Annotated in this window: 16 protein-coding genes and 1 pseudogene; 8 read left to right on the forward strand and 9 right to left on the reverse strand. The window is 63.5% G+C overall.

The genetic code is table 11. The features are described from left to right. Positions 1 to 143 precede the first annotated feature (143 nt). Positions 144 to 755 (forward strand): hypothetical protein, encoded by a 612-nt coding sequence (locus AC1DJO_RS25985; protein WP_477973666.1) that lies wholly within the window; start codon positions 144 to 146, stop codon positions 753 to 755. Here AC1DJO_RS25985 and AC1DJO_RS25990 read toward each other — a convergent pair. Further along, complete coding sequence (locus tag AC1DJO_RS25990; protein ID WP_477973668.1) at positions 740 to 1402, reverse strand: sulfite oxidase-like oxidoreductase; 663 nt, start codon at positions 1400 to 1402, stop codon at positions 740 to 742. The genes AC1DJO_RS25985 and AC1DJO_RS25990 overlap by 16 nt on opposite strands. A 212-nt stretch (positions 1403 to 1614) precedes the next feature. On the opposite strand from AC1DJO_RS25990, the gene AC1DJO_RS25995 reads away from it, so the two are divergent. The 7 genes and pseudogenes from AC1DJO_RS25995 to AC1DJO_RS26025 all read left to right on the forward strand — a co-directional run. Next, positions 1615 to 3408 (forward strand): sensor histidine kinase, encoded by a 1794-nt coding sequence (locus AC1DJO_RS25995; RefSeq protein ID WP_477973670.1) that lies wholly within the window; start codon positions 1615 to 1617, stop codon positions 3406 to 3408. After that, positions 3405 to 4736: a sigma-54-dependent transcriptional regulator gene (locus AC1DJO_RS26000; protein ID WP_477973672.1), complete on the forward strand. Its 1332-nt coding sequence runs from the start codon at positions 3405 to 3407 to the stop codon at positions 4734 to 4736. The genes AC1DJO_RS25995 and AC1DJO_RS26000 overlap by 4 nt, the downstream gene beginning before the upstream one ends. A gap of 200 nt (positions 4737 to 4936) precedes the next feature. Beyond that, positions 4937 to 5920 carry a tripartite tricarboxylate transporter substrate-binding protein gene (locus AC1DJO_RS26005; RefSeq protein ID WP_477973674.1) on the forward strand — a complete coding sequence of 328 codons (984 nt, stop codon included), beginning with the start codon at positions 4937 to 4939 and terminating at the stop codon, positions 5918 to 5920. Between the two features lie 179 nt (positions 5921 to 6099). Then, on the forward strand, positions 6100 to 6561 hold the full coding sequence (locus AC1DJO_RS26010) for a tripartite tricarboxylate transporter TctB family protein (protein WP_477973676.1): 462 nt from the start codon (positions 6100 to 6102) through the stop codon (positions 6559 to 6561). A gap of 10 nt (positions 6562 to 6571) precedes the next feature. Beyond that, positions 6572 to 8077, forward strand: coding sequence for a tripartite tricarboxylate transporter permease (locus AC1DJO_RS26015; RefSeq protein WP_310297477.1), 1506 nt, complete (start codon positions 6572 to 6574; stop codon positions 8075 to 8077). A gap of 93 nt (positions 8078 to 8170) precedes the next feature. Next, positions 8171 to 9340, forward strand: coding sequence for a M20 aminoacylase family protein (locus tag AC1DJO_RS26020; RefSeq protein ID WP_477973678.1), 1170 nt, complete (start codon positions 8171 to 8173; stop codon positions 9338 to 9340). A gap of 17 nt (positions 9341 to 9357) precedes the next feature. Then, positions 9358 to 9559: pseudogene (locus tag AC1DJO_RS26025) on the forward strand (hypothetical protein); the annotation flags it as partial. On the opposite strand, the gene AC1DJO_RS26030 reads toward AC1DJO_RS26025, so the two are convergent. The 8 genes from AC1DJO_RS26030 to AC1DJO_RS26065 all read right to left on the reverse strand — a co-directional run. Beyond that, complete coding sequence (locus AC1DJO_RS26030) at positions 9533 to 11323, reverse strand: adenine deaminase (RefSeq protein WP_477973680.1); 1791 nt, start codon at positions 11321 to 11323, stop codon at positions 9533 to 9535. The pseudogene AC1DJO_RS26025 and the gene AC1DJO_RS26030 sit on opposite strands and share 27 nt — an antisense overlap. Beyond that, positions 11320 to 12240, reverse strand: coding sequence for a nucleoside hydrolase (locus AC1DJO_RS26035; RefSeq protein WP_477973682.1), 921 nt, complete (start codon positions 12238 to 12240; stop codon positions 11320 to 11322). Before AC1DJO_RS26035 ends, AC1DJO_RS26030 begins: the two co-directional genes overlap by 4 nt. Before the next feature lie 4 nt (positions 12241 to 12244). Further along, positions 12245 to 13267, reverse strand: coding sequence for an ABC transporter ATP-binding protein (locus AC1DJO_RS26040; protein ID WP_477973684.1), 1023 nt, complete (start codon positions 13265 to 13267; stop codon positions 12245 to 12247). Continuing rightward, entirely contained in the window at positions 13260 to 14039 is a 780-nt protein-coding gene (locus tag AC1DJO_RS26045; protein ID WP_477973686.1) for an ABC transporter permease, read from the reverse strand. The genes AC1DJO_RS26040 and AC1DJO_RS26045 overlap by 8 nt, the downstream gene beginning before the upstream one ends. Then, complete coding sequence (locus AC1DJO_RS26050; RefSeq protein ID WP_112385400.1) at positions 14036 to 14863, reverse strand: ABC transporter permease; 828 nt, start codon at positions 14861 to 14863, stop codon at positions 14036 to 14038. The genes AC1DJO_RS26045 and AC1DJO_RS26050 overlap by 4 nt, the downstream gene beginning before the upstream one ends. Positions 14864 to 14927: 64 nt before the next feature. Further along, entirely contained in the window at positions 14928 to 15947 is a 1020-nt protein-coding gene (locus tag AC1DJO_RS26055) for an ABC transporter substrate-binding protein (RefSeq protein ID WP_477973688.1), read from the reverse strand. Next, on the reverse strand, positions 15944 to 16993 hold the full coding sequence (locus tag AC1DJO_RS26060; RefSeq protein ID WP_112517975.1) for a LacI family DNA-binding transcriptional regulator: 1050 nt from the start codon (positions 16991 to 16993) through the stop codon (positions 15944 to 15946). Before AC1DJO_RS26060 ends, AC1DJO_RS26055 begins: the two co-directional genes overlap by 4 nt. A gap of 165 nt (positions 16994 to 17158) precedes the next feature. Continuing rightward, on the reverse strand, positions 17159 to 17522 hold a 364-nt coding region (locus tag AC1DJO_RS26065; protein ID WP_477973690.1), incomplete at its 5' end, for a TolC family protein.

Raw genomic sequence — 17522 nt, forward strand, 5'->3', positions numbered from 1 at the left:
CTCTCCCTCATTCCTGTGCTCGTCACAGGAATCCAGCCACCGCGCGTCGGCGCGGTGAATGACTCTAGTTTCCCGCGTCCATGGACATGGACGCACTGGATTCCTGTGACAAGCACAGGAATGAGGGATTGGTAAGGGCTGCGATGAAACGGCTGCTTCTTCGTTCGGCGATGTCTGTAGCTGCGCTCGCACTGCTGGCCGGCGGCGCCGTGGCCCATAGCCGTACCGCGTCGGAAAACCACAGCGGCATCCCCGTTCCCGAAATCTCTCATGGTGAAATGGCCGTCATGGCCGGCTATCGCGACCGGATCATCGCGCTGGCGTCCACCGCCACCGATACCAACGAGCCGTTCCGCCGTGTGCTGAACTATGCGCAGATCCAGTATTCCTACTGTCTCTGGGGCCGGATGCCGGGAAGCGTCACCGACGAGGAGAGCCCGTTCAACGAATGCGCTCACGCCTATCTGGCGGCGACGAAGGCGGTGCTGCTTTCCCTCCGCGAGATGCCGCGCGAGGCTGGAGAGGCTGACGCGATCATCTCGGATGCCGATGCCGACATGGTGCGCCGCGGCCTGTCGCTGATCACCTGCCGCTTCAGCGGCGAGGCTTTCAACACTGCCGATGTCATCAAGCCGCGCTGGAGCGAAATTCCGCTGCATACGGCAAGCATGGCGTCGCTGACCGGTTTCTTCGCGGTGATCTTTGGCGTCTTCTTCGCCGGCCGCAGGCTGCTGAAGGTTCAGTCCTCGGAGTAGCGCTGCTCGCGCCAGGGGTCGCCGAGCATGTGATAGCCGTTCATTTCCCAGAAGCCCGCCCTGTCTGACGGCATCAGGTCGATGCGGCGCAGCCATTTGGCGCTCTTCCAGAAATAGAGATGCGGCACGACCAGCCGCATCGGGCCGCCGTGATCAACCGTCAGCGGCTGCCCCTCCCAGGCGGTTGCCAGGATCGCGTCTTCGGCGGCGAAATCCGCCAGCGGCAGATTGGTGGTGTAGCCGTCATAGCTCGTCAGCATGACGTAACCGGCTTCGGCCTTCGGCATCGCGGCATCCAGCAGATCGCGGGTCGAAACGCCTTCCCAGCGGTTGTCGTAGCGCGACCATGTCGTCACGCAATGGATGTCGCTGACATGAGTGCTCTGTTGCATCGACTGGAAATCAGCCCATGTCAGCGCAAGCGGTGTCTCGACGAGACCGCGCAGCTCAAGCGTCCAATCATCCAGCGAGATCGCCGGCTGTTCGCCGAGATCGAGCACCGGCCAGTTCTTCACCAGATGCTGCCCGGGCGGCAAACGCTCGGTCTCCGGCCGGGAGATGCGGCCGGTCAGGAACTTGCCTTCCGCTGCCCAACGGCGCTTGGACGTGGTGAGCTTGCTGTCAACAGGCGCCTGTTCGTCGGTCATCGCGGTCTCCCATCACAGTCGGCCGATAGGACAATTCCGGGCCCGGAGTGTCAAGGGCAGGGTGATCGCCTTGGCCATGCCGCTGGCCTCTTGGAATTCGCGGCGCCGGTCAGTACAATCGGGCGGTCGGGGTTGCCTTCCTGGGGAGGGAGGCAAAATGGGAGGAGCCGCCGCTGTCTCAGAGGCATAGGCTTATATTTGCGCTGTTTTCAGTGCCTTTCGTCGTTTTCGCCTTCTTCTATTACGGCGGATCGCTGGCGACGCGCGCCTATATGGGCGAGGCCTCGGCGCAGGCTGGTACGGCGCTGAGGCTGGCCGTCTCCGCCCTCAGCGGTCACCTGAACCGCTACGAGGCGCTGCCGGCGCTGATTGCTGATCACGACGACATCAAGGAACTGGTCACACATCCCGACGACAAGGATCTTCGGGACGCCGCGAACCTCTATCTCAAGGAGATCAACCATCTCCTCAAGTCCTCCGATATCTATGTGATCAAGCCTGACGGAGAGACGATCGCGGCCAGCAATTTCGATATGCCGGGAAGCTTCATCGGCGAGAATTTCAGCTATCGCCCGTATTTCCAGGAGGCGATTGCCGGAAAGCAGTCGCGTTTCTACGCACTGGGGACGACCTCGCTGAAGCGCGGTTATTATTTCGGATCACCGATCAAGGCCGGCGATGACATCCGCGGCGTCATCGTCTTCAAGGTGGATATCGACATGATCGAGTCTTCCTGGACAAGTGGCGAGTACCGCATCTTCGTCTCCGATCCTGAAGGCATCATCTTCATGTCCGGCAAGCCGGCCTGGCTCTATAACAGCATCCTGCCGCTGACGGCGGATCGCATGCAGCGGACCGAGGCCTCCCGGCGCTATGCCAACGCGGCGCTGACGGCACTGCCGCTCGGCCGCAGCCGGTTCGCAGAGCATGATCTGATGACGATGATCGAGGAGGGCGCGCAGAAGGAATATCTGGTGCTCTCGCAATATATGCAGGCCGAAGACTGGACGGTGAACGTTCTGCTCGACACCGGCTCCGTCCGGGCGCAGGCGCGCACGGCGCTGGTTGCCGGTTTCCTGATGCTCTGCATTGCCGGTCTCGCCTTTGCCGTTCTGCGCCAGCGCCGGATGCGGCTCAATGAGCGCATGCAGCTTCAGGCCGACGCCCGCAACCAGCTGGAACGGCGCGTCGAGGAGCGCACGGCCGATCTCGCCCGGGTCAACAGCCGCATCGAGGAAGAGATCGCCGAGCGGCGCCTAACCGAACAGCAGTTGCGGCAGACGCAGGCCGATTTGATCCAGGCGGGCAAGCTTGCCGGGCTCGGCCAGATGTCGGCGGCACTCTCTCATGAATTCAACCAGCCCCTGGCGGCCGCCAAGACCTATACGGACAGCGCCGCCGTGCTGCTCGACCGCGGACGAAACACAGAGGCGCAGGACAATATCCGTCGTATCGGCGGGTTGATCGACAGGATGGCGGCGATCAGCAAGCATCTTCGCAATTTTGCTCGCAAGCCGAACGAGAAGCTCGGCCCGGTGCCGCTCGACGAGGCGATCCGCGATACGCTGGAGATCGTCGCCTGGCGGCTGAAGGCGGCGGATGCCGATCTGCAGCTCGATCTTGGCCTGCATCCGCCGGTCGTTCGGGCAGGTTCGGTGCGTCTGCAGCAGGTGCTGGTCAATGTCATCTCCAATGCGGCTGATGCCGTGGAGGGGCTGAACGACCGGCGGATCGAGGTCAGCGCCTTCGAGAGCGCCGGCAAGGTGGTGCTGACAGTGCGCGATTTCGGGCCCGGCGTGCCGGCGGCGATCGCCGAGCGCATCTTCGATCCGTTCTTCACCACCAAAGGCGTCGGCAAGGGGTTGGGGCTTGGTCTTTCCATCTCCTACAACATCATCAAGGATTTCGGCGGCAGCCTGACTGTTGCGAATCATCCCGATGGCGGCGCCGAATTCCGCATCGAACTGCAATCGGCGGCGGGCGCCATGCCGGAGGCTGCGGAATGACCGATACCAAGATCCTGCTCGTGGATGACGAGGAGGAGCTGCGCCGTTCGACGGCGCAAGCGCTGGAGCTCTCCGGCTTCAATGTCGAGACTTTTTCGAATGCCGACCATGTGCTCGAGCTGATCGGCTACAGTTTCCCGGGTGTCGTCGTCAGCGATATCCGCATGCCCGGCACCGATGGCATGACGCTGATGAACCGCATCCGCGAGATCGATGCGGAAGTGCCCGTCATTCTCGTTACCGGCCATGGCGATGTGCAGCTGGCTGTGAAGGCGATGCGCGAAGGCGCCTATGATTTCATCGAGAAGCCGTTCACGCCGCAGATGCTGGCGGGTGTCATCAAGCGCGCCCTAGAGCGCCGTAGTCTTGTCCTCGAGAACCGGCTGCTGAAGGCCGTTGCTGGAAAGCGCGATGACATCGAGTCACGGCTGCCGGGGCGGACGCAGATAATGGTCGATCTGCGCTACCGCATCCGGGCGATCGGGGCGAGTGACGCCGATACGCTCATCGTTGGCGAGACAGGGGCGGGCAAGGAAGTAGTGGCGCGGGCGCTTCATGACATCAGCGCCCGGGCCAGCCGCCCTTTCATCGCCATCAACTGCGCGGCCTTGCCTGCGAACCTCATCGAGAGCGAGCTGTTCGGCCACGAGGCCGGTGCCTTTCCCGGCGCCGTGCGCCCGCGTTACGGCAAATTCGAGCATGGCCGCGGCGGTACGATCTTGCTCGACGAGATCGGCTCGATGCCCTTCGATCTGCAGGCGAAGTTTCTGAGAGTGCTGCAGGAGCGGGTGATCTCGCGGCTCGGCTCCAACGAAATCGTGCCTCTCGACGTCCGCTTCATCGCAACCAGCAAGGTCGACCTGCAGGYCGAGGTCGCCGCGGGCCGCTTCCGCGCCGATCTCTTCTACCGGCTGAATGTCGCGACCCTGCATGTGCCGGCGCTGACGCAGCGGCGCGCGGATATTCCGCTGCTGTTTCTCCAGCTGGTGCGCGAAGCGGCGGCGCGCTATGGGCGCGACGATCTGCCGGTTTCGCCTGACCTGATCTCCGATATCGCCCAGCGCGACTGGCCGGGCAATGTACGGGAACTGCGCAACGCTGCAGACCGCCTGGTTCTCGGCCTCGATGGTGGCGAGCGGCCTAATGGTGAGGTGTCGGGGCTTGCCGATCGCGTCGCCGAATTCGAGCGCGGCTTGATTGCCACGGCGCTTGTCGCGCATGGTGGAAGCCTCAAGCCCGTCTACGAGTCGCTGCAGATTTCGCGCAAGACGCTGTACGAAAAGATGCAGAAATACGGGCTCGACAAGAAGATGCTCGTTTCCGAATAGTCGAAATGGGTGAATTTCCACCCATCGTCTTTGGCCTTTGTTTCCAAATCGACCCATGGTGCAGCGCACGCAGCCGAAATCTCTGCCTGTCGGGGACGCATGACGATTGCCGGGGCTTGTTTACCTCCTGTTAATGGCCGCATTCCGCTGGCGCATGGGAAGCGCCGATGGACAGCCTGTTTTCATCAGGGAGGAAAACGATGAAACTCTTCAAGGCCATGCTTGGCATGGCGGCCGCTGCCGCCGTCTCTCTTTTCGCTGCCGGCGCTTCGGCGCAGGGCTATCCTGAACGCACAATCACCATGGTCGTGCCGTTTGCGGCCGGCGGCCCGACGGATACCGTCGCGCGCCTCGTTGCCGAATCCATGTCGAAGGATTTGGGACAGCCGATCGTCGTAGAAAATGTCGGCGGTGCCGGCGGTACGCTTGGCGCCGGACGTGTCGCGGCTGCGGATGCTGATGGCTACACGATCTTGCTGCATCATATCGGCATGGCGACATCGGCCACGCTCTACCGCAAGCTTGCCTATGACACGCTCAATGCCTTCGATTATGTCGGCCTCGTCACCGACGTTCCGATGACGATCGTCGCCCGCAAGGATTTCGAGCCGACCGATCTCAAGGGCCTCGTCGAATATGTCAAGGCGAACAAGGACAAGGTCACCTACGCCAATGCCGGCATCGGTGCGGCCTCGCATCTCTGCGGCATGATGTTCATGAGTGCCATCCAGACGCCGCTGACGACCGTTCCCTACAAGGGCACCGGCCCGGCGATGACCGATCTTCTCGGCGGCCAGGTCGATATCATGTGCGACCAGACCACCAACACCACCAAGCAGATCCAGGGTGGCACGATCAAAGCCTATGCCGTGACCTCGCCGAAGCGCCTCGATGTCCTGAAGGACGTTCCGACCGCCGTCGAAGGCGGCCTGCCGGGCTTCGAAGTCGGTATCTGGCATGGCATCTACACGCCGAAGGGCACGCCTGCTGACGTCAACGAGCGTCTGTCGAAGGCACTTCAGGTGGCGCTGAAGGACAGCAACGTCGCCGCGCGCTTCGCCGAACTCGGCACAGTTCCGTCGCCGGACGCCGATGCGACGCCTGCGGCTCTGAAGGCAAAGCTCGAGAGCGAAATCACCCGGTGGAAGCCGGTGATCGAAGCGGCCGGCGAATACGCCGACTGAGTGGCCGTCGCAAGCCCGGAGCTTGTGGCCCCCTCACCCTAACCCTCTCCCCCAGGGGAGAGGGGACGCGGTTTTCCTTCTCCCCAGCGGGGAGAAGGTGCCGCAGTTTCAGGCGCAACGCGTTGCGCCGGGGATGAGGGGGCTCCACCCACAGTTCTCTCCAACCCCACGGAGACACCATGAAATCTGTCACATTCGACACCACCAATGCGATCTGCGGCGCGCTGCTCGTCGCGACCGGCGCATTCTTCGCCTATCAGTCCTTCACGCTGGAACTTGGCACGGCGCTGCGCATGGGGCCGGGCTATTTTCCGCTGGTGCTCTCAGGGGTGCTCGTCATCCTTGGCGGGATCGTCTTCTTCCAGGCGCTCCGCGTCGAGGGTGAACCGATCGACCCCTTTGCCTGGCGCGGCATGCTCTTCATTCTGCCGGCACCTGTCATCTTCGGCCTGACGGTTCGTGGGCTGGGCTTTGCGCCCTCGCTGTTTCTCACCGCCTTCATCGCCTGTTTCGCGTCGGAGAAGATGAATGTCTTCTATGCGCTGATCCTGTCGCTGGGCCTGACAGTCTTCTCGGTCGCGGTGTTCAGCTATGGCCTCGGCCTGCCGTTCGAGCGCTTCGGTCCGTGGACCAGGTTCTGAGGAGAGAGATATGGAACTTTTCAACAATCTCGCCCTCGGTTTCGCCACGGCGGCAACGCCGGCAAATCTGCTCTTCTGCCTGATCGGCGTTTTGCTCGGCACGCTGATCGGCGTGCTGCCCGGCATCGGCGCCACGGCGACGATCGCCATGCTCTTGCCGATCACCTTCCAGCTGGAACCGGTCTCCTCGCTGATCATGCTCGCCGGCATCTATTACGGCGCGCAGTATGGCGGCTCGACGACGGCGATCCTCATCAACATGCCTGGCGAGTCATCCTCGGCGGTGACGGCGATCGACGGCTATCAGATGGCCCGTAAGGGCAGGGCGGGGGCGGCGCTGGCAATCGCGGCACTCGGCTCATTCTTCGCCGGAACGGTCTCGACCTTCCTCGTCGCCATCTTCGCGCCGCCGCTGACGGAGATCGCGCTGAAATTCGGCGCGCCTGAATATTTCTCGCTGATGATCGTCGGCCTGGTGTCGTCGATCGCGCTGGCGCATGGCTCGATCATCAAGGCGCTGGCGATGGTGGCGCTCGGGCTGCTGCTCGGGCTCGTCGGTACCGATATCTATACCGGGACGCCGCGCTTCACGCTCGGCATCCGCGAATATGCCGATGGGTTGAACTTCGTGGCGCTGGCGGTCGGTGTCTTCGGTATCGCCGAAATCCTGCGCAATCTCGAAGGCGAAAAGACCCGAACGGTGCTGATGGCAAAAGTGTCCGGATTGCTGCCGTCGAAGAGCGAGTTCAAGCAGATGATCGCGCCCGTGATCCGTGGCACGGCGATCGGCTCGGCGCTCGGCATCCTGCCCGGTGGCGGCGCCATTCTCGCGTCCTTCGCCTCCTATACGGTGGAGAAGCGCACGTCGAAGAACCCGGAAGAATTCGGTCATGGGGCGGTGGCGGGCGTCGCCGGTCCCGAATCGGCCAACAATGCGGGCGCTCAGACCTCGTTCATCCCGCTCTTGACGCTCGGGATCCCAGCCAACCCCGTCATGGCGCTGATGGTCGGTGCGATGATCATCCAGGGGATCGTTCCGGGTCCTAATGTCGCGACCGAACAGCCGGCGCTGTTCTGGGGCATCATTGCCTCGATGTGGATCGGCAACCTGATGCTCGTCATCCTCAACCTGCCGCTGATCGGTCTCTGGGTGAAGCTGCTGACGGTGCCCTACTACGTGCTCTTCCCTGTCATCATGGCCTTCTGCTCGATCGGGGTCTACAGCGTCAACGCCAATGTCTACGATCTCTATGCCGTCGCCTTCTTCGGCCTGATCGGCTACGTGCTGGCGAAGCTGCGCTGCGAGCCGGCGCCGCTGCTGCTCGGCTTCGTGCTCGGGCCGCTGCTGGAAGAAAACCTGCGGCGGGCGATGATCCTGTCGCGCGGCGATCCAACGACCTTCGTGACGCGTCCGATCAGCGCCGTGCTGCTCGCCATCGCGCTCGGCGTCTTGATCATCGTCTTCCTGCCGAGCGTCAAGAAGAAGCGCGAAGAGGTGTTCGTCGAGGAAACGTGAGGGGTTGAACTCACCGCTCCTTTGTTGAACAAAGGATCCATGAAGCGGGCGCCGGTCTGGCGCCCGTTTTCGCATGCAAGGACATCCCGGCTCATGACCATTCCCGCAGGGATCATCGACGATCTGCCTTTTCTCACCTCGCTTCGCCGCGATCTGCACGCCCATCCGGAACTCGGCTTCGAAGAAGAGCGCACCAGCGATATCGTCGCGAAACTGCTGGAGGAGGCGGGCATCAAGGTGCATCGCGGGCTGGGGATGACGGGCGTCGTCGGCACGCTGCAGGTCGGCAACGGCACGCGCGTCATCGGTCTGCGCGCGGATATGGATGCACTGGCGATGCCCGAGATTGCCGAGCGGCCCTACAAGTCCACTGTTCAGGGCAAGATGCATGCATGCGGCCATGATGGCCACACCGCGATGCTTCTCGGCGCGGCGCGCTATCTCGCGGAAACCAAGGGGTTTTCGGGCACGGTTCATTTCATCTTCCAACCGGCCGAAGAGGGACGGGGCGGTGCGCGGCGGATGGTCGAGGAGGGGCTGTTCAAGCTATTCCCCTGCGATGCCGTCTATGGCCTGCACAATATGCCGGGGCTGGATGTCGACGAGATCGCCGTCGTCGAGGGTCCGCAGCTTGCTTCATCCGACAGCTGGCGCGTTACCTTCCGCGGTACCGGCACGCATGGCGCCAAGCCGCATCTCGGCCGCGACCCGATCACTGCTGCGGGTACCTTCCTCGCTTCGCTGCAAACCATTGTCGGACGTGTCGTCGATCCGCTGCAGCCGGCCGTCGTCAGCGCCTGTTCGTTGCAGGCGGGTGACCCGAAGGCGCTGAACGTCATCCCCGATATCGTCGAGATCGGCGGGACGGCGCGCGCCTATTCGCCTGAGGTGCGCGATCAGCTGGAAGAAGAGATCGGCCGTCTGGCGCATGGCACGGCGCAAATGTTTGGCATTGCGGCGGACTATCAATTCGAACGGCGCATTCCGCCTGTCGTCAATGACGCCGATGCGACGGCGCGGGCGCGGGGTGCTGCGGGCGAGGTGTTCGGGGCGAAAGTGCGCACCAGCTTTCCGCCGTCGACGGCGGGGGACGACTTTGCGTTTTTCGGGCAGAATGCGCCGGGCTGCTATGTCTGGCTGGGCAACGGCCCGGCCGTGGACGGGGCGCTGCATCACAATACGGCTTATGATTTCAACGATGGTGCGCTGGGGTATGGGGCGGCTTATTGGGTGAGGCTGGTGGAGCGGGAGTTGGTGGCTTAGGTTTCAGGGGGAGGTCAGTGGGCGTGGCCCCCTCATCCGGCCCTTCGGGCCACCTTCTCCCCGCTGGGGAGAAGGGAACTCGCTTTGTTGTGCCCCCAGGATATAGGCGAGGCATTGCCACACCTCCCTTCTCCCCAAAGGGGAGAAGGTGCCCGAAGGGCGGATGAGGGGGCCACGCCCTCCAAGCGATCCTTAGGACAATATCTCCAGCACCGGCGTCTCCAGCACCGTCCCCGTCAGCACATCGGCAATCCCCATATCCGTCTGATGCGGACCGATATTGCAGGCGAGCGTCGCGCCAAAGCAGGCCTTGAAGACGAGGTAGGGCGGCTGCCAGGTGACGATCTCTTCCATCGCCTGACGGATGTCGCGGAAGGCTTGTGCCGTCTCGGCGAGCGAGGCTTCGCTGACGAGGCCTGATAGCGCCAGAGGCAGCAGCGCCAGGATGACGCCATCCTTCGCGACGGCCATGCCGCCGCCTGCTGCGATCACCGCATTCGCCGCCGCCACCATATCCCCGGTGTTGCCGCCGAAGACCGTCAGGTTGTGGCTGTCATGCGAGACGGTGGTGCAGAAGGCGCCGCGCCATTCTCCCCAGCCCGTCAGAAAACCGGTGCGCGGGTGGCCATCCGCCAGTCCGTGGCGGTGGGCGACCGAGATCATCGTGCTGCCTGACGGCGGGACCACGAAGCCGTTTTCGACTGACGTTTCAGCTTCGGCCCATTGGGTGAAGCGCGGACGGTCGATGGTGGCAACGCGCACGCGCGTCCCCTCGGAACGAACCTTGAAGTCGCCTTCGCGGCAGGGAGTGAGCTTGACGGAATTGGTGAGGGGTGCGGTTTCAAGCGGCTTCAGCGCCGCGGTCATGGTGCCATCGCGGGCAATGGTAAGGCCGCTGGCGATCACCCGCCGCGCCCTGAAATCGGTCAGATCCTCGAAGAGCACGATATCGGCGCGGCGCCCGGCGGCGATCAGGCCGAGATCGCTGCGTTTCAGCCGCTGGGCGGCATTGAACGTAGCGGCGCGCAGCGCCCATTCTGGGCGCATGCCGTAGCGCACCAGGCGGCGGATCACGTCGTCGAGGCCGCCACCATCAAGCAGTTCATCGGGGAAAACATCGTCGGTGCAGAGCGTCACCGTCGGCGGCAGATGGCCGATGGTGTTCAAGGCTTCGACGAATTCGGCGAGCAGGTGATCGTGTGAGCCGCGCAGCTCGATGGTCATGCCGGCAGCCAGCTTCTGCAACAGGTCGGCACCGGAGGTCAGTTCGTGGTCGGAGGTGATGCCTGCGGCCATGAAGGCGTTGAGATCGGCGCCCTCCAGCCCGCGGGCATGGCCGCAGACGAGCTTTCCGGATGCCAGACCGGCATTGACGATCTCGGTCATGCGCGGGTCGCCGTCGATGACGCCGCGCATGTTCATGACCTCGGCGACGCCGCCGATCGCAGGCAAGCGCAGCATCTCGGTGATGACGGAAGCGTCGAAATCAGCCCCGGCGCGCTCCAGGCCGGGTGCCGAGGGCACACAGGATGGGGCGAGCAGGATCATGCGGAGCGGCAGACCGGCGGATGCCTCGATCGCCCAGCGCACGCCGTCGAGGCCGTGGACATTGCCGAACTCATGCGGATCCCAGAGGATCGTGGTGACGCCCCGCGGCAGCACGGCCCGGGCATATTCGGCCGGTGTCACCATCGAGCTTTCGACATGCATATGGGTGTCGATCAGGCCGGGGGTGATGATGGTGCCAGATGCGTCGATGATTTCGGCGGCATCGCTGCGGCTTTTCGGAGCGTGCACGCTCGATATCAGCGGGCCGGTCAGGCCGATATCCGCCTCGCGGATCAGGCCGGTGACGGCATCGAGCAGCTTGCCGCCCGTTATGAGAATGTCGAAGGGCAGGTGGCCGCGGGCGGCGGCCACGGCGCGGGCGCGCAATTGGGGATCGTTGAGATCGGCCGGTTCCTGGCGCAACGAATGGGTCATTTGCGGGCCTCGCTTTCGAGCGCGCCGAGGATCATCGCGCGGGCGGCCTCGGCATCGATCTCGACAGCAAATTCGGCATTGGGCGCGGCATGGGTTGCGCGCGTCTCGACGACGGTGCGGCCGCGGGTGAACTGGCCGGCGAGTTCGACATCGATGCGGGCGGCGCGGAAGTTGACCAGATCAGGGGCCACGAAGGCGACGGCGGCAGAGGGGTCGTAGATCGCCATGGCGGCGCGGCCGCGGCTGATGCCGATATTGACGTAACCCGCGAGCATGTCGGCGATCAGTTCGGCATTGGTGCCACCGGCTGAACGGATCGGGCCGATATCGTCGGGCCTGGCCAGGACTTTGCGGCAGAGATCGAGATCGACCATCTTCAGCGGCAGGCCGTGGCTGATGACGATCGCCAGCGCTTCCGGGTCGGCGAGCGCGTTGAACTCTGCTGAGGCCGTGTGATTGCCGATGGTGACACCGCCGCCCATCCAGGTGAGTTCGGTGATGCGGGCAGCGAGATCGGGACGGGCGAGCGCTAGGGCTGCGATATTGGTCAGCGGTCCCAAGGCCAGGATGCGATGCGGTCCATCTGTTTCGAGCCAGCGGCAGAGTGCGGTGAACGCATCGCTATCGGGCAGCGCCGGGCCTTGCGGCAGCGTGCGGCCCGCCGTCGGGATGCCTGTGTCGCCGAGGATGGCTTGAGCTGTTTCGATCTTGCCGAGCACCGGATTGGCACGGCCGCTGTGGATCGGGAAGGTCCAGCCGAAGGCATGGGCGGCGCCTGATGCGTTCACTTTTACCTGCGGCAGCGGCGTGTTGCCGAAGACCAGCGAGACGCCGTCGATTACAAGCCCCGACTGCTTCACCACCAGAATTGCGGCGATGTCGTCGAAGCCCATGTCCGTATCGATCCAAATTCCCATCATGTCACCCGAAGCGCGAAAGGCTTGCGGCTGCAGCAAGCGGAAGGTCGAAGGAGAGGGCGGTGCCGATCGCATGGGCGGGCAGGCCTGCATCGACCTCCGCCTTGATCGGCCCGAGCGGCGTGTCGAGCAGGTATTCCCGGGTATTCCCGGCAAAGGAGGTGCCGCGCACGGTTCCCTGGAAAGGACCGGAACCAAGGATGACCGTGCGCGGCCGCCAGGCCAGCCCTGCAGCCTGAGGCGCAGGGGCCGGCAAATCGATCGGGCCGTTTTGCGTGACGAGCTTGCCGCCTTCGAGTTTGAAGACGTTCTCGAAGCCGACGAAATCGGCGACGAAGGCCGAGACGGGGCGATTGTAGATGTCTTCGGGCGTGCCGATCTGCTCGATGCCGCCGTTCAGCATCACGACAATGCGGTCGGCGAGCGCCAGCGCCTCGACCTGATCATGGGTGACGAAGATCATCGTTACGCCGGTCTCCTTCTGGACGCGCTGCAGCTCGGCGCGCATTTCCAGCCGCAGGCGGGCGTCGAGGTTGGAGAGCGGCTCGTCGAGCAGCAGCACCTTCGGCTCCATCACCATCGAGCGGGCGAGCGCCACGCGCTGCTGCTGGCCGCCGGAGAGTTCGGCGGGCTTGCGGGAAGCGAAGTTTGCGAGGCCGACCGACTTGATGCCCGAGGTGACCCGCTTGTCGAGATCCTGGCCGGATATGCCCTTGAGGCGTAGGCCGAAGGCGACGTTTTCGTAGACGGTCAGATGCGGGAAAAGGGCGTAGGACTGGAAGACGAGGCCGACATTGCGCTTGTTGGCCGAGACGCGGGTGATGTCGTCGCCATCGAGATTGATGCGGCCGGAGGCGGGCGTCAGCAGGCCGGCGATCGAGCGCATCGTCGTCGTCTTGCCGCAGCCGGAGGGGCCGAGCAGGGCGACGAGCTCGCCCTTTTCGATCGTGAGGTCGAGGTCCTTCACCGCGACCGTATCGCCGTAGGCCAGCGTCAGCTTGTCGAGTTGAAGATAGGCATCAGACATAACGCGAGAATCCCAGGAAGCGTTCGGCAAGAAAGACGATGCCGATGGAAAGGAAGGCGAGCAGCGAGGAGAGGGCTGCGATCGACGGATCGTAGGTGGTTTCCATGTAGCCCAGCATGTCGATCGGCAGGGTGCGGACACCGGGGCCGGAAAGGAACAGCGAGACTGGCACCTGATTGAAGCTGGTGACGAAGCCGAGGATGAAGGCCGCGAGAATGCCGCCGCGGATATTCGGCATCACCACCCGGAAGAAGGCGCCGGATCGCGATGAGCCCAGGAGAACGGCGGCTTCCTCGATATCGGAGCGCAGGTTGTTGAGGCTCGCCGAGACGACGCGCACGGCATAGGGCAGCACCAGCGCGGTGTGGGCGAAGAATAGCGCCAGCGTGATGTTGAAGCCAAAGGGCACGACCAGATAGCGCAGCAGCGCCAGGCCGACGATGATGCCGGGAACGATGATCGGCAGGGAAACGATGGTGCGGATGGTTTCGGCGAAGGGCAGCTTGTAGCGCGACAGCGCATAGGCGGCGGGAATGCCGAGGATGAGCGCCGAGAGCGTGCCGAAAACGGCGAGGAACATCGACATGCCGAAGCTCTCGCGGAAGCTATCGATGGTGAAGACCTTGGCGACCCATTTCAGCGACAGGCCCTGTGGCGGGAAGGCCAGCGTATCGCCGGCCGAGAGCGATGCGGCGATGATGATCAGGAACGGGCCGATCAGGAAGGTCAGCAGCAGGATCAGAACGATGGGCGGGAAGAGGCGTGCGGTCATCGCTTGTTCCTCGCGGTCGCCAGACGTTTCAGCAGGATGTTGGCGGCAAAGCTCATGACGATCAGCATGAAGGCGATGACGCTGGCCGAGACGAAATTGTTGGAAACGGAGACCTGCTGGTAGAGCAGGGTTTCCAGCATCAGTACCTTGGAGCCGCCGAGCACGGCGGGGGTGATATAGGCGGTCAGCGAGCCGGTGAAGACCAGCGTGCCGCCGACCACGAGACCCTCCTTGGTGAGCGGCAGAATGACCTTCCAGAACACCTGGAACCAGTTTGCGCCGAGCACCCGGGCGGCCGGGATCGCATCCTTCGGCATGTTTTCAAGGGCGCTGATCAGTGACAGGATCATCAGCGGCAGGAAAAGCTGCAGCAGGCCGATGAAGACCGCGGTTTCGGTGAAGAGCAGCCGCAGCGGCTCGTCGCTGAAGCCGAGACCGGTGATCGCCTGGTTGATGATGCCGGTGCGGCCGAGGATGACGATCCAGGCGTAGGTTCGGGCCACCGGCGAGATCATCAGCGGCAGCGTCACCAGGCCGATCATCCGGCCCTTGCCCTTGGGCGGCAGGTTGACGATGGCAAAGGCCGCGGCATAGCCGATGACGGCCGAAACGGCGGTGACTTCGAGGCCGAGCCGGAAGGTGCGCAGAAAGACGGTGCGGTTCAGCTGCTCGGAGAAGAAGTCGGTGTAGGCCGAGAGAGTCCATGCGCCGTCAGCGCGAAAACCTTCGGAGAGCAGAATGGCGACGGGCAGCAGGAAGACCACGGCCGCAAAGATTGCGGCCGGCAGCGCAAGCGCCAAAGCTTCTGCTCGGTTCTGAAACATCGGGAGCCTTTCGGGCGGCTAAGAAGCGGTCCCGGGCTTGCCGGGACCGGATGTTATTTGTGGCTTACTGGCCGACCGTGCTGTTCCATTCCTTCAGCCAGGCATCGCGATTATCGAGAGCCACGGCAGAGGGGATGAGCTTCAGGCTCTTGGCGGTGTCTTCGCCATAGGTGAGGTTGTTGGCAGCGGCCTCGGAGAGCTTGACCTCCTTGTTGGCGGGGCTGTCGACGAGCTTTTCGGCAAGCTGGGTCTGAATGTCGGTGGAGAGCCAGAAATCCATGAATTGCAGGGCGAGATCCTGGTTCTTCGAGCCCTTGGTGAGAACCATGACGTTCATGCCGCCGGTCTGGCCTTCCTTCGGGGTTGCCCAGGCAACGGGCACGTCGAGCTTGGTGAAGCCGGCCCAAGAGAAGCGGCCGATCGGGGCAGCCCAGATCTCTTCCTGCTGCATCAGCTGCACGAGCTGAGAGGACTTTTCATAGAAAGTGACGATATCGTCCTTCTTTTCGCCGACGGCCGCGATCGCGCCCTTAAGGTCAGGCGTATCCTTGCCGATCGCCTTGCCGAGCATGAAGAGTGCCGGCGGTCCCTGATTGGTGGTGACGTTCGGGAAAGCGACGTGGCCGACATATTCAGGCTTCAGCAGATCAGCCCAGGACTCGATCTTCATCTTGTCGGAGCGGTAGGCGATCGAGGTGGCGTAGAAGGTGTAGCCGACGCTCATGCCGTCGCCGTTCGGATCCTTGGCGACGTCATAGAGCTTGTCGAAATTCGCGAGCTTGGAGGTGTCGATCTTGTCGATCAGATCCTTGCGGGAGGCCGAGAGCGCGTCGGCCATCGAGACGACGGCCATGTCTATGACGGGGTTCGCCTTGTTCGCTTCCATCTTGGCGATGCGCTCGACGCTATTGCCGGTTTCGACGACGAGCTTGCAGCCGCATTTCGCTTCGAAAGGATCGTAGACGATCGTCTTGAAGTCGTCCTGTGCGAAGGCATAGACGGAAATGGTCAGCGTCCGGTCCTGCGCGGCTGCCGCCAGCGGGGAGAGCGCCAAGAGCGCTACCGATGCGATGAGGGATTTCATGTCGCGAGTTCTCCATCTGTCAGGTTTTCTTTTGCCGGGCGGGCTGGCCCGGAGGATTGGCGGACGATCAATTGCATGGGTACGCGATCGGTCTCCGCAGTGACGATGACACCCTCCCGGGTGCCGCTTTCCAGAATGGTCTTCAGCAGCGCCGAGATGGCGATCTCGGCGATCCTGTCCATGTCCATCCGTGCCGTGGTCAGCGCCGGGGTGACGACCGGTGACCAGATCAGGTCGTCGAAGCCGGTGACGCTGACATCGGCAGGCACATTGATACCTTCCTGCTGCAGCTCGGTCAGTGCTCGAAGGGCCTGCAGATCGGAGAGGGCGGCGAAGGCGGTAAAGCCTTCGGCAGCCTTCCTGGCGAGGCCCAGCCGGCAGCCGGCACCGGCCGTCTGTTCGAGCCGTTCGATCCAGAGCATTTCCGAGCTCATGCCCTTGGCGAGCCCGGAGCGAATGCCGCCGGCGCGATCGTTCTGGACGTTCGATTCCGGATTGTTGCCGATGATCAGGATGCGCTTGTGGCCAAGCCCCGCCAGATGGGCGGCGATCTGCTGGCCGCCCTGCCAGTGATCGGCCGCGACAGTGTTGCCCGGTGTCGAGGCTGTGTCGATGACGGCGACGGGGCAGCTGGAAGCGGAGATGCGGGTGGCGCGGCGGGGGACGACGACCATGCCGTCGACGCCGCGCTCGATCAGCCGGTTGATCGCCTCGGTCTGTGCCGTCACGTCACCGCGCGAGTCGGCGATGAGCACGCCGTAATCAGCGGACTTGGCGGCGAATTCGATCGCCTGGGCGATTTTCGGGAAGAGCGGATTGGCAATATCCGGAAGCACGAGGCCGAGGACGCCGCTGCGGCCGGTGCGCAGTGCCCGGCCTGCCTGGCTGGGGATATAACCAAGCTCGGCGGCATGCTCGCGGATCTTTTCCGCCAGCTGCTCGGAGACACGGCCCTTACCCGAAAGCGCGTTCGAAACGGTCGCGACGGAGACGCCGAGCGACGTTGCTATCCTGCTCAAGTTCGGTCCCGGGCGTGACGAAGCCATGGTTTACCGTGCGTTTGATTAATCGTTTAATCAGGCTCTACAGGAAGCATGCGGCGTTGTCGAATCGAATCTTAGCGTAACTGGCGTTTTCCGCACTGTATTAGATGTTGCGGACATAAAAAAAGCCCCGCAGAGCGGGGCTTCTTCTGGATCGTTCAGCGGTGATTACTTCTTCACCGCAACCGTCTGCACCTTCGCGACGGCACTCGGCTTTGCGCCATCGGGCGCATAGCCGCCGCCGACGGCGACGTTGAGCGAGACGTAGTCCTTGGCCATCTGCTGGACGGCGGCGGCCAGGCTTGCCTGGGCCGTCGAGACGTTGCGCTGGGCATCGAGAACGTCGAGCAGCGAGGACGCGCCGTCCTTGTAGCTGGCGGTCGAGAGCTCAAGCGATTCCTGGGTGGTCTTCACCTGGGCACGCAGGGCCTGAACCGTCTGCGCATCGCGGCGCACTGCCGACAATGCGTTCTCGACCTGCTCGACGGCGCTCAGCACCGCAGACTTCCAGGCGAGATAGGCAGCCTTGGCA

The organism is Rhizobium sp. 05N430 (genome assembly GCF_056396985.1).